The sequence below is a fragment of the Kitasatospora sp. NPDC096128 genome (genome assembly GCF_040303105.1).
Lineage (GTDB): Bacteria > Actinomycetota > Actinomycetes > Streptomycetales > Streptomycetaceae > Kitasatospora.
In genome coordinates, this window is record NZ_JBEOSP010000001.1 from 147,771 (window position 1) to 160,131 (window position 12,361).

General features: G+C 73.6%; 11 protein-coding genes. 4 read left to right on the plus strand and 7 right to left on the minus strand.

All coding sequences use genetic code 11. The features are described from left to right. Positions 1-116: 116 nt before the first annotated feature. A complete protein-coding gene (locus ABTY61_RS00630; protein WP_350502677.1) occupies positions 117-863 on the plus strand; it encodes an SDR family NAD(P)-dependent oxidoreductase in 747 nt (248 codons plus the stop codon). 44 nt (positions 864-907) lie between these two features. Here the strand turns inward: ABTY61_RS00630 and ABTY61_RS00635 are convergent, their stop codons facing one another. Together ABTY61_RS00635 and ABTY61_RS00640 are read right to left on the minus strand one after the other, a co-directional pair. Further along, positions 908-1,588 carry a class I SAM-dependent methyltransferase gene (locus ABTY61_RS00635; protein ID WP_350502678.1) on the minus strand — a complete coding sequence of 227 codons (681 nt, stop codon included), beginning with the start codon at positions 1,586-1,588 and terminating at the stop codon, positions 908-910. A gap of 130 nt (positions 1,589-1,718) precedes the next feature. Then, complete coding sequence (locus tag ABTY61_RS00640) at positions 1,719-3,785, minus strand: MDR family MFS transporter (protein ID WP_350502679.1); 2,067 nt, start codon at positions 3,783-3,785, stop codon at positions 1,719-1,721. 171 nt (positions 3,786-3,956) lie between these two features. Between ABTY61_RS00640 and ABTY61_RS00645 the strand changes: the two genes are divergently transcribed. Then, entirely contained in the window at positions 3,957-5,510 is a 1,554-nt protein-coding gene (locus tag ABTY61_RS00645; RefSeq protein WP_350502680.1) for an MFS transporter, read from the plus strand. Here ABTY61_RS00645 and ABTY61_RS00650 read toward each other — a convergent pair. Both ABTY61_RS00650 and ABTY61_RS00655 read right to left on the minus strand, forming a co-directional pair. Beyond that, positions 5,473-6,294: an ABC transporter permease gene (locus ABTY61_RS00650; RefSeq protein WP_350502681.1), complete on the minus strand. Its 822-nt coding sequence runs from the start codon at positions 6,292-6,294 to the stop codon at positions 5,473-5,475. The genes ABTY61_RS00645 and ABTY61_RS00650 overlap by 38 nt on opposite strands. Further along, positions 6,291-7,202, minus strand: a complete 912-nt coding sequence (locus ABTY61_RS00655; protein ID WP_350502682.1) for an ABC transporter ATP-binding protein — start codon at positions 7,200-7,202, stop codon at positions 6,291-6,293. The genes ABTY61_RS00650 and ABTY61_RS00655 overlap by 4 nt, the downstream gene beginning before the upstream one ends. 125 nt (positions 7,203-7,327) lie before the next feature. Here ABTY61_RS00655 and ABTY61_RS00660 point away from each other — a divergent pair, with 125 nt between their 5' ends. Next, positions 7,328-8,518, plus strand: a complete 1,191-nt coding sequence (locus ABTY61_RS00660; RefSeq protein ID WP_350502683.1) for a sensor histidine kinase — start codon at positions 7,328-7,330, stop codon at positions 8,516-8,518. After that, a complete protein-coding gene (locus ABTY61_RS00665; RefSeq protein ID WP_350502684.1) occupies positions 8,515-9,171 on the plus strand; it encodes a response regulator in 657 nt (218 codons plus the stop codon). Before ABTY61_RS00660 ends, ABTY61_RS00665 begins: the two co-directional genes overlap by 4 nt. A 16-nt stretch (positions 9,172-9,187) precedes the next feature. Here the strand turns inward: ABTY61_RS00665 and ABTY61_RS00670 are convergent, their stop codons facing one another. From ABTY61_RS00670 to ABTY61_RS00680, 3 genes are all read right to left on the minus strand, one after another. Continuing rightward, positions 9,188-10,000, minus strand: coding sequence for an SAM-dependent methyltransferase (locus ABTY61_RS00670; protein WP_350502685.1), 813 nt, complete (start codon positions 9,998-10,000; stop codon positions 9,188-9,190). Between the two features lie 103 nt (positions 10,001-10,103). Then, entirely contained in the window at positions 10,104-10,847 is a 744-nt protein-coding gene (locus ABTY61_RS00675) for a PMP-22/EMP/MP20 family protein (RefSeq protein ID WP_350502686.1), read from the minus strand. Positions 10,848-11,034: 187 nt separating this feature from the next. Continuing rightward, on the minus strand, positions 11,035-12,351 hold the full coding sequence (locus ABTY61_RS00680; protein WP_350502687.1) for an ABC transporter ATP-binding protein: 1,317 nt from the start codon (positions 12,349-12,351) through the stop codon (positions 11,035-11,037). Positions 12,352-12,361 lie beyond the last annotated feature (10 nt).

Genomic DNA, 12,361 nt, shown 5'->3' on the forward strand with positions numbered 1-12,361 from the left:
CACAGTCGGTTCGCGGGCCGGTTTCCGCAGGCACCGTGTGCCATTCCGTGACGGGCCGGGCGCTCTCCGCCCGGCCCGTCGCCCACCCCGCAGTCCTCCCGGGAGGAGAACACCACATGACCGTTCGCACCGCCCTCATCACCGGCGCCGCAGGTGGCATCTGCCGCGAGCTCGCCCGGGCGCTGGCCGCCCGCGGCGAGCGGCTGGTCCTGCTCGACCGCGACGAGACCGCGCTCAAGGAACTCGCCGCGGAGCTCTCCGGGGCCACCGAGGTCCGGACGGTGGTCGCCGACGTCCGGGACGTGGCCCGGCTGGAGGCGGAACTGGGCGCGCTCACCGGCGAGTGGGCGCCCGGGATCCTGGTCAACGGGGTCGGCGGGGACACCCGGGTGCAGTCGGTGGAGAACCTCGACGAGGCGTTCCTGAACGACTCGATCGCGCTCAATGTGGTGCCCGTGCTCACCACCATGCGGCTGTGCGTACCGGCGATGAAGCGCTCCGGCTACGGGCGGATCGTCAACTTCTCCTCTGCCGGCGGTCGGACCTACAGCCACTTCAGCAACGCGGCCTATGTCGCCGCCAAGTCCGCCGTCCTCGGCCTCACCAAGCAGGCCGCGTACGAGCTGGCGCCCTTCGGGGTCCGGGTCAACGCCGTCGCGCACGGCCCGATCGCCACCAAGCGCATCGCCGACGCCTGGGTCGATCGCCCGGAGGAGGAGCGGCGGGCGGTGCTGTCGCGGATCCCGGTCGGCCGGTTCGGTACGATCGCCGAGGCCCTGGGCAGCGTGCTCCACCTCTGCTCCGAGGAGGCGGGGTTCACCACCGGCACCGTCATCGACGTCAACGGCGGGCTGCTCATCTAGGGCCGATGCTGGTCGTACCCGCCGGGGTGCGGTCGGGGCCCGGGTCAGCGCCAGGCGGCCAGCACCGCGAACCTGAACCGCTTGTAGAAGCAGTCCGCGGAGCGGAAGCCCGCGTCCGCGAGCCAGGCCAGGTGGGAGGCGACGGGCGCCGGGCGGTCGTAGGCCATCCGCTCGCGCGCCTTGTCGACGGTACCTGCCGGGGTCCCCGCGGCCTTGACCTCCCGGAGCCAGAACTCCGCGTAGAGCTCGTCGAGTTCGGGCACCGCCGCGGCGACCTGCTCGGCGTTCACGAACACCCCGCCCGGCCGCAGCACCGCGTACACCCGGCGGTACAGATCGGCCTGCTCGGCCGCGGACAGGTGGTGGATCGCCAACGCGGAGACCACGATGTCGTAGGGCCCGTCGGGCAGGGCGTCGGTCAGGTCACCCTCGATGAGGGTGTGCTTCACCGCGTACAGGTCGAGCATCCGGGCGGCCACGTCGAGCATCTCCCGGGAGGCGTCCAGGAGATCGATCGAGGCGTTGGGCAGGTGGGTCGCCAGCTCCCCGCTGAACAGGCCGGTGCCCGCCCCCAGGTCCAGGACCCTGGGGGCGGTGCCCCGGTTGTGCACGGCGAGGTCCACCGCGATCTCGTACAGCGCGTGCAGGTGGGGGATCAGTCCCGCGCGCTCGCGGTCGAACTGCCCGGCGTCCGCTCCGAACAACCGCGAGACGTGTGCGGTCACGGAAACCTCCAACTGCTCCGAGCGGTGGCGGATGTGCCGCCTCCACGGCTTGCCGTGGATCGTACGCGGTGTCCGCTCCGCCCTGCTGCGGGCGCCACATGGTGAGAACGGGGCCCGCGTCGACGGTTCCTCAGACCGTGGCGCCGTTCTTGGCACGGGCGGCGGCCGGGAGGCCGTTGGCGAGGTCTTCGGTGAGGAGGCGCCAGGCGATGGCGTCGGCGGCGGTGCGCAGTTGCGGGCTGCGGGGGCGGCCGGCGTCGGCGTCGAGGCGGGCGTTGAGCCAGTCGGACCAGGCGCGGCCGAGGGCGCGGACCTCGCGGGTGCCGGCCTCGGTGGGGGTGAGGCGGTCGCCGTCGCGGGTGAGGTAGCCCTCGGCGGCCATCCGGTCGAAGACCGGTTCCAGCACCTCGGGCGGCAGCTTCTTGCGGGTGGCGATGAGGTCGAGGGAGGCGTGGCCGAGGGCCTTGGTGTGGCCGGCCACCTCCATCAGGGCCCAGGCGCCGGCCAGGTCCACCCGGGTGTCGGCGTCGCCCACGATGGTCCGGACGGTGTCCAGGTCGATGTCGCGCACGAGCTTGCAGACGGCGAACTCCAGGTGCGGGTCGGAGTCGCTGGTGGTCGGCTGGGCGAAGCCCTCGCCCATGTCGGTGGAGCCGGCCCGGGTGGTGTCGCGCAGCTGCACCTGCTTGAGGAACAACGCGACCACGAAGCCGACGGCGGCCACCGGGATGGTCCACAGGTACACGGTGTGCAGCGCGTCCGAGTACGCCTGGATGATCGGCGCGGCCTGCTCGGCGGGCAGCTTGTGCAGGCCCTGCGGGCTCTCGGCGGCGTGCACCAGCACGGCCGGGTCGGCGCCGGTGAGCCGGGCGGCGGAGGCGACGCCCTCGGCCAGCTCGGTCTTGAGGCCGTTGGCGTAGACGGTGCCGAACACGGCGGTGCCGAAGGAGCTGCCGATGGTGCGGAAGAAGGTCACCCCAGAGGTGGCGGTGCCGAGGTCCGCGTAGTCGACGGTGTTCTGCACGGCGATGGTCAGCACCTGCATGCTCAGCCCGATGCCGACGCCGAGCACGAACATGTAGAGGGAGGCCTGCGCGGTGCCGGTGCCGGGTTCCAGCCGGGACAGCAGGTAGAGGCCGACGGCCATCACCAGGGTGCCGGCGATCGGGAACACCCGGTACTTGCCGGTCTTGCTGACCACGTTGCCGCTGGCGATCGAGGCGATCAGCAGGCCGATCACCATCGGCAGCATCCGCACGCCGGAGACGGTCGCCGAGTCGCCGTCCACGTACTGCAGGAAGGTCGGCAGGAAGGTCAGGGCGCCGAGCATCGCGAAGCCGACGATGAAGCTGAGCACCGAGCAGACCGCGAACACCGGGTTGCGGAACAGCCGCATCGGCAGCATCGGTTCGACCGCCCGGGTCTCCGCCCAGCAGAACAGTCCGAGCGCCACCACCCCGCCGACGAACAGGGCGATGATCACCCCGGAGCCCCAGGCGTACTGGTTGCCGCCCCAACTGGTCGCCAGGATCAGGGCGCTGGCGCCGACCGAGACCAGGGCGATGCCCAGGTAGTCGATCACCGGCCGCACCGCCGAGCGCACCGCCGGGATGGTCCGGGCGGCGGCGAGCACCACCACGACGGCGATCGGGACGTTCACGTAGAACGCCCAGCGCCAGGACAGGTGGTCGGTGAACAGCCCGCCCAGCAGCGGCCCGATGACGGTGGCCAGGCCGAACACCGCGCCGATCGCGCCCTGGTACTTGCCGCGCTCGCGCAGCGGGATGACGTCCGCGATCAGCGCCATGGCCGTGACCATCAGCCCGCCCGCGCCGATGCCCTGCACCGCCCGCCAGGCGATCAGCAGGGTCATGTCGGTGGACAGGCCGCAGAGGAAGGAGCCGCCGACGAAGACGATCGCCGAGATCTGGAAGATCGACTTGCGCCCGTACAGGTCGCCGAACTTGCCCGCCAGAACGGTGGCCACCGTCTCGGCCAGCAGGTAGGACGTCACCACCCAGGACATGTGGGCGGCGCCGCCGAGGTCCGAGACGATGGTGGGCAGCGCGGTGCCGACGATGGTCTGGTCGAGGGCGGCCAGCAGCATGCCGAGCACGATCGTGGCGAAGACGACGTTCCGCTGCCGCACGTCGAGCACCGGCGGGGCGGAGGGCTGGTTCTCGGTGGCGACGGTCATGCCGCCAGCCTCGGGGGCGTGGGGGTCGGTCGCGATCCGGTTCGTCCGTCCGGGTGACCACCCCGGCCTGCCCGGCACCGGCTGGGCCCGGGTGGCGGCGGGGTCCGGTGCGGGTGAGGATGAGCCGGAGCAGAGCCAGGACCAGTCCCCGGACACCGGGAAGAGGCTCCCATGACCGCCCCACCCTCCCGCGACGCGCAGTGCCCGCGCCCGCAGCCGCCCGGCGCCTCGGCGGTCGGCGGGCGGGCCGAGGCGCGGCGCTGGCGGGCGCTGACGGTCTGCCTGGTCGCCGGGTTCATGACCCTGCTGGACGTCAGCATCGTCAACGTCGCCCTGCCGACCGTCCGGGCCGGACTGCACATGTCCGACAGCGGCCTGCAGTGGGTGCTCAGCGGCTACGCGCTCGCCTTCGGCCTGGTGCTCGTCCCCGCCGGGCGGCTCGGCGACGCCCGCAGCCGCCGGGCCGTCTTCCTCACCGGGCTCGCCCTGTTCACCGCGGCCAGCGCACTGGCCGGGGCGGCCCGGAACCAGGAGTGGCTGGTGCTGGCCCGGCTGTTCCAGGGCGCGGCGGGCGGGGTGCTGGTGCCGCAGGTGTCCGGCTTCATCCAGACCCTGTTCCAGGGCGCCGAGCGGGGCCGGGCCTTCGGCGCGCTGGGCGCGACCATCGGGCTGTCCACCGCCGTCGGACCGCTGCTGGGCGGCCTGTTGATCCACATCTTCGGCCCGCAGGACGGCTGGCGCTGGGTGTTCCTGGTCAACCTGCCGATCGGCCTCGCCGCCCTGCCGATCGCCTACCGGCTGCTCCCGCCGCCCCGCCCGGCCGCCGAGCGGGCCGGGCAGCGCGACTTCGACCCGCTCGGGGTGCTGCTGCTCGGCGCGGGGACGGTCGCCCTGCTGCTGCCCTTCGTCCAGGAGCAGCAGTGGCACGGCCCGGCCCGCTGGCTGCTGCTGCCGCTGGCGGCGGTGCTGCTGGCGGCCTTCGTCGGCTGGGAGCGGCACTACGCGCGGGAGCGGCAGGGCGTGCGGCGGCGCGAACCGCTGGTCAACATGGGGCTGTTCGCGGTGCGGCCGTACGCGGCGGGGGTGCTGCTGTCCCTGGTGTACTTCGCCGGGTTCACCGCGGTCTTCTTCATCTTCACGCTCTACCTCCAGGCGGGGCGCCACTACTCGGCGCTGACGGCGGGTCTGGCGATCACCCCCTTCGCCGTGGGTTCGGGCGTGTCGGCCGCGGTGGGCGGACGGCTGGTGAGCCGGTACGGGCGGTCGCTGGTGGTGGCGGGGCTGATGCTGGTGCTGGTCGGCCTGCTGGCCTCGGCGCTGGCGGTGCAGCTCTGGGACGGGCCCGCGGTGGCATGGACGACGGTGGGCCCGCTGCTGGTCGCCGGGGTGGGCAGCGGTCTGGTGATCGCCCCGAACCAGACCCTCACCCTCCAGCACGTCCCGCTCGCCCGCGCGGGCAGCGCCGGCGGCGTCCTGCAGACCGCCCAGCGGGTGGGCTCGGCGGTCGGCATCGCCGTCGTCGGTTCGGTCTTCTTCGCCCACGCCGCCGGACGCCACCCGGATTGGGCGCTCGCCTTCCAACTGGGCGTCACGGTGGCGGCCGGCCTGGTCCTGGCGGCCCTGCTGGTCGCCCTCGCCGACGAGTGGGCGGGCCGGCGGGAGGCCGCCGGACCCGGTGGTCGTCCCCTCAGTGGTCGCGGCGCCGGATCGCCACCACCGCGATGAGGACCGAGGCGAGCGCCCACCCCGCGTAGCTGGTCCAGGAGCCGGCCACGGTGGCCGGGTAGTCGGTGGGGCGCATCCCGGCCAGGGTGGTGCGGGCCAGGCGCTGCCAGGCCGGGAAGGGCAGGGCGTGCAGGAGGTCGGCGGACCAGCGGTAGCGCTCGGTGACGAGGGAGGGCAGGAAGAACAGCACCACCACGGTGCCGACCACCGCTCCCGCGCTGTGCCGCAGCAGGGTGCCCAGGCAGAGGCCGACCAGTCCGCAGACCGGGGCGAACAGCGCGGCCGCCGCCACGTACCGCAGCGCCGTCGGGTCGCCGATCGACTGCCCGATGCCCCGGTCGGCCAGCATCGCCTGGGTGAGGGCGAAGGACAGGCCTGCGGTGAGCACGCCGAAGCCGAGCAGCACGGCCGTCAGCACACCCGCCTTGGCCAGCAGAACGGCCCGGCGGTCGGGTACGGCGGCCAGCGTGGTGCGGATCAGCCCGGTCGCGTACTCGCCGGCGATGACGATCGAGCCGAGGCCGCCCGCGAGCAGCATCACGATGTCGGCGGAGCCGGTGATGAAGGAGACGTACAGGGCCGCCTGCTTCATCACCGCCGGATCGCCGTCGCCGGGCGTGTAGTGGTCGTGGGTGTACTGGGCGGACTTGAGGTTGGCGGCGAGGATGAGCAGCCCGCCGACGGCGAGCACCCAGGGGATCGAGCGCAGTGACCAGAACTTCAGCCACTCGGCGGCGAGCAGGTCGGCGAAGCGGGCACGGCGTACAGGGGTCGGGGTGTTCAACGGGGCTCTCCGGCGAGGTACTCGACGCTGTCGGCGGTCAGTTGCATGAAGGCCTCCTCCAGGGAGGCGCCGCGCTCGGTCAAGCCGTACAGCAACAGGCGCTGCTCCAGGGCGAGTTCGCCGATCCGGCCGGGATCGAGACCGGTCACCTCCAGGCTGCCGTCCGGCCCCGGGCGGACGGTGGCGCCGGCGGCCCGCAGCACGGCCGTCATCCGCTCGGGTTCGGCGGCGCGGACGCCGACGGCGGCGCGGCCGGCCCGGGCGGCGAACTCGCCGAGGCTCTCGTCGGCGATCAGCCGGCCGCGGCCGATCACCACCAGCCGGTCGGCGGTGTGCTCCATCTCGGCCATCATGTGGCTGGAGACGAAGACCGTGCGGCCCTGCTCGGCGAGGCGGCGGAACAGTCCGCGCACCCAGAGCACGCCTTCGGGGTCGAGGCCGTTCAGCGGCTCGTCGAAGAGCAGTACGGGCGGGTCGCCGAGCAGCGCGCCGGCGATGCCCAGGCGCTGCTTCATGCCCAGTGAGTAGCCGCCGATCCGGCGCCCGGCGGCGTCGGCGAGGCCGACCTCGGCGAGTACCTCGTCCACCCGGCGGCGCGGGATGGCGTTGCCGAGGGCGAGGGCCCGCAGGTGGGCGCCGCCGGTGCGGCCGCCGTGCACGTCGCCGGCGTCGAGCAGGGCGCCGACCTCGCGCAGGCCGCGCGGCAGACCGCGGAAGTCCCGTCCGCCCACGGTGGCGGTGCCGGAGGTGGGGGCGTTCAGGCCCAGCACCATCCGCAGGGTGGTGGACTTGCCGGCGCCGTTGGGGCCGAGGAAGCCGGTGACGTGGCCGGGGCGCACGGTGAAGGTGAGTCGGTCGACGGCCGTGCGGCGGCCGTAGCGCTTGGTCAGTTCGATGACTTCGATCATGGGCACCACGGTGCCGGGGGAGCCCCGGCCGCCGCATCGGACCGGCGTCGACACCGCGGGCCGGCCCCGGTCGTACAACCACGGTTGGATGACGGCGCCCGGGCCCGTCGTTACGATCTTGATCCATGCCCGAGACACCGACGCCCCCGCTGCTGCGGCGCGTCCCGCCCGAGGCCTGGGTCGCCCTCGCCTGGTGCGTGGCCGCCGCCTACCCCGCCGTGCTGCTCGGCGCCACCGAACGCCTGCAGCGCGGCGCCGCCCTGCACGGCGGCCTGGCCTTCACCCTGGGCGACACCGCGATCGCCTTCGTCGGCGCGGCCCTGGTGCGCCGGCTGCCGGTGCTCTCGGTCGTCGTACTGCTGATCGCGACCTGGACGGAGACCGACGGCTGGTCGGCGAAGAACCAGGTCCCGCCAGGTGCGCTGCTGGCGGTGTACGTCGCCCTGTTCCTGATCACCGCCCGCTCCCCGCGCCGCAGTTCGCGCACCGCCTTCGCCGTGGCGGGGGTCTTCCTGGTCCTGCACATGGGCATGGTCCACGGCAACACCGTCGGCATCTTCACCGGCACCCACATCGGCGAGGCGGACGGCGCCGCGCTGCTCGCCCTGGTCGCCTGGCTGGCCGGGCGCTCGGTGCGGCAGAACCGGGAGCACGCCGAGACCCTGAGCAGCCGGGTGGCCGCCGAGGCGGTGACCGCCGAACGGCTCCGGATCGCCCGGGAGATGCACGACACCGTCGCCCACAGCATGGGCATCGTCGCCCTCCAGGCCGGAGCCGCCCGCCGGGTGATCGACCGCCGGCCCGAGCGGGCCAAGCAGGCGCTGGGCGAGATCGAGACGGCCGGCCGGGAGACCCTCGCCGCGCTGCGCCGGATGCTGGTCGCGCTGCGCCAGGCCGACGGCGAGGTGTCGGACACCGTGCCGGCCGGCCTGGCCGACCTCGACCGGCTGGCCGAGGCCACCACCGCGGCCGGGGTGCGGGTGGAGGTGCGGCACACGGGCGAACCCGGTCCGCTGCCACCGGAGATCGACCTCTCGGCCTTCCGGATCATCCAGGAGTCGGTCACCAACGTGGTCCGGCACGCAGGGGTCCGCGACTGCCTGGTGAGCGTCGACCGCAGCCGGGCGGGGGAGCTCCGGGTGGAGATCACCGACCGGGGCCGGGGCCACGGCGACGCGCCCGGAACCGGCTTCGGCCTGGCCGGGCTGCGCGAGCGGGTCGCCCTGCTGCACGGCGAGTTCGAGGCCGGGCGGCGCCCGGGCGGCGGCTTCCGGGTCGCCGCCCGGCTGCCCGTCCCCGAGGCGGTGACGGCGTGATCCGGGTGGTGCTGGCCGACGACCAGCCGCTGGTGCGGGCCGCGTTGGAGATGGTGATCACCGAGACGACGGACGTCGAGGTGGTCGGCGAGGCGGGCGACGGCGCCGAGGCCGTCCGGCTGGCCGCCGAACTGCGGCCGGACGTCGTGGTGATGGACATCCGGATGCCCGGTACCGACGGCATCGAGGCCACCCGGCAGGTCACCGCCGCCGGCGGGCCGACGAAGGTGGTGGTGCTCACCACCTTCGACGAGGACGAGCACGTGTACGCGGCGCTGCGCGCCGGGGCCTCCGGCTTCCTGGTCAAGGACATGGCGCTGGACGACATCCTGGCCGCGGTCCGGGTGGTCGCCGCAGGGGAGGCGCTGATCGCGCCGAGCGTCACCCGGCGGCTGATCGGGGCCTTCGCGGCCCAGCAGCCCAAGCCGGCGCGGGCGCCGGACCGGCTGGCGGTGATCACCGAGCGGGAGCGGGAGATCCTCACCCTGGTCGGCCGGGGCCTGTCCAACTCCGAGATCGCCGCCGAACTGGTGCTCAGCATCGCCACCGTGAAGACGTACATGACCCGGCTGCTCGCCAAGCTGGACGCCCGCGACCGGGTCCAGCTGGTCATCCTGGCCTACGAGGCGGGCCTGGTCTCCGTCCCTGGTTGACCAGGCCCCCGGGCCCTCAGCTCTTGACCGCCACGCCCGCGTACATCGCGATGTCCCGGTCGCGGATCGGCGGGGCGTCGGCGTCCGGCCGCCAGTGGTGGACCAGGGTGACGCCCGGGTCGAGCAGCCGGTAGCCGTCGAAGAAGGCCTCGGTCCCGGCCCTGTCGCGGATCTGCAGCGGGATGCCGCGGGCGTTGTACTCCCGGCCGACGCCGCCCACCCCGACCGGGTCGGTGTCGCCGGTGAACACGGTGAGGGCGAGGAAGCTGCCGGGCGCCAGCGCGTCCATGAGGCGGCGGACGATGCCCTGCGGGTCGTCCTCGTCCAGCACGAAGTGCACGATGGCGATCAGCGAGAGCGCCACCGGCTGCGAGAGGTCGAGCACCTCGCGCAGCCGGGGGTCGCCGATGATCGACTCCGGGTCGCGGAAGTCGGCGTCCACGTAACAGGTGCGGCCCTCGGGCGTGCTGGACATCAGGGCCCGGGCGTGGGTGAGCACGATCGGGTCGTTGTCCACGTAGCCGACCCGGGCCTCGGGGGCGATCGCCTGGGCGATCTCGTGCACGTTGGGGGAGGTGGGGATGCCGGTGCCGATGTCCAGGAACTGCCGCACCCCGTACTGCTCGGTGAGGTGGCGCACCGAGCGCTGCATGAAGTCGCGGGTGGTGCGCATGGAGGTCGGCAGCGCGGGCCAGGCCCGGACGGAGGCGTGCGCGGCCGTCCGGTCCGCCTCGAAGTTGGTCTTGCCGCCGATGAGGTAGTCGTAGACCCGTGCGGAGTGCGGCACGTCCATCCGCAGGTCTGTCGAGGGGTACTGCTCGTCCGTCACGCTCTCGCTCCCCGTCGCTGTCCGGCATCCGTCACCGAACGCCACGGCGGCCGGCCCTGGTGCGCATGGTAACGGTCGCCCGGCGCGACAAGGTGACGATCGCTCAGGTCTGTGCCTCCGTACTGCGCACCCCGCCCCCGACCGCCTGCCGGGGCAGCGACCCGGCCCGCCCGCCGCGCCCGGCCGCCAGTTCCACCGCCGCACCGATCCAGGCCGCACCGAACGCCCAGGTCGCCACCCACTCGCACAGGTACACCGGCCGGACCGTCCAGTCCGCCCCGAAGCCCGACAGCCCCGTCGCCACCGCCGCCAGCAGCGCGACCAGGATCAGCACCCCGGCCGCCAGGTACGCGGTGGCCACCCGGGCCGGCTGCGCCGAGCGCGGATTGCGGAAGGAGTACAGGCAGAACAGCGCGAGCATCACGAACAGCAGCCCGGCGCTCACCAGATGGAGCGCCCCGACCGTGCGCTGCAGCCCGCTCGGATCCGGGGGCGTGGTCGGGCACAGCGCGACCCCGAGCGCGAACGCCCCGGCCGCCGTGCTCCACCGGTCGTCCCGCCGGTCCAGGCGGTAGCAGATCAGGAACACCCCGAGTGCGCACAGGGCGCCCACGAAGATGTTCCGGGTGTTGCCGTAGTACGCGGCACTCATCGACGCGGGCCAGTACCCGTCCGTGGCCCGCCCGGTGACCTCGTCGGCCAGCCAGTTGCCGAACGGCAGGGCCGGCGGCAGCAGCACGCCGATCGCCCCGACGCCGTAGCGCAGGAAGGTGACCGTGCGTTCGTCCTGGAGGCTTTCCCCAGGTGGTGGGTTCGTGGTTTCCTCGCCGCGCAGGTCGTCGCTCACGGACGCCTCCTCGCCTTCCGCACGGGCAGCACCGGCCCGCAGTCCTCCGGCCGCTGGGGAGTCGTGCGGGGCGGTGTCGACGGGGCGCCGCCGCACGGACACGGCCGTCAACTGGTGTACCCGCGAAGGCGCAGGTCCCACCACTGGATCAGGTGGTTTGTGACGAGCGCGAGTTGACGATGCGGTGCTACAGCGCCGCCTCGGCGCCGGGTTCGAGGGCGAACTCGGCGTCGTCCGCGTCGTAGTCGTAGAGCTCGCCGTAGCGCCCCCAGTCGATCGCGGTCTCCAACTGCCGTCGGGCGTCCTCGGTGTCGTAGCCGGCCCGCAGCAGGTCGAGGAAGAGGTCCTCGCGGAGCTTGTGGTTCGCGGTGGTGGCGAGGGCCTGGACGATGGCGCGGACCAGCGGGGCGCGGCGGGCGGCCTGGTGGGCGAACAGCTGCTTCCTGGTGAGGATGTCGGCGGCGGCGAACGCGCGGCCGTCCGGGGTGATGGCGAAGCGGCCGTCGGTGGTGCGGGCGAGGTCGAGCAGGACGGCGGCGTCGACCAGCGGGAGCAGGTCGTCGACCTCGAAGTTGAGCTCGTCGGCGATCTCGGCCAGGCCCTCCTCGCCGCCCATGGCGAGCAGGATCTCCAGCAGGCCGGCCAGCCCGCCGACGGTGGCGGGCGGCAGCGGGGTGGTGATCGGGGTGGCGGCCTGCCGGGCGGCGGGCTCGGCGGCGGGCTGCTCCTCGCGGCCGGTGAGGATGCCGTAGACGGTGTCGACCAGGGCCTCGAACTGGGGGGTGCGGCGGTCGCGCGGGCGGGGCAGGTCGACGGTCAGTTCGGAGCGGATCCGGCCGGGGTTGGAGGACAGCACGAGGATCCGGTCGGCCAGCAGCACCGCCTCCTCGATGTTGTGGGTGACGATCAGGATGGACTTGACCGGGGCCCCGCGGCCCTCCCACAGCCCGACCAGCTCGCTGCGCAGGTTCTCGGCGGTCAGCACGTCCAGGGCGGAGAACGGCTCGTCCATGAACAGCGCGTCCGGTTCGACCACCAGCGCCCGGGCGAAGCCGACGCGTTGGCGCATCCCGCCGGACAGCTCCTTGGGGTAGGCGCCCTCGAAGCCGTCCAGGCCGATCAGGTCGATCGCGCGCAGCGCCCGTTCGCGCCGCTCCTCCTCGTCCACCCCGCGTGCCTGGAGGCTGAGTTCGACGTTCTGCTGGACGGTCAGCCAGGGCAGCAGGGCGAAGGACTGGAACACCATGGCCACCCCGGGGTTGGCGGCCCGCAGCGGGGTGCCCCGGTAGGTGACCGTCCCGGAGGAGGGCGAGATCAGCCCGGCCAGGCAGCGCAGCAGGGTGGACTTGCCGGAGCCGGACTTGCCGAGCAGGGCGACGATCTCGCCCTCGGCCAGGTGCAGGCTGATGTCGTCGAGGACGGGCAGCGCCCGTCCGTCCGGGGTGGCGAAGGTCTTGGTGACGTCGGAGGCCTCGACGATCGTGGTGCGGGTGGCGGCGGTCATCGTGCGGGGT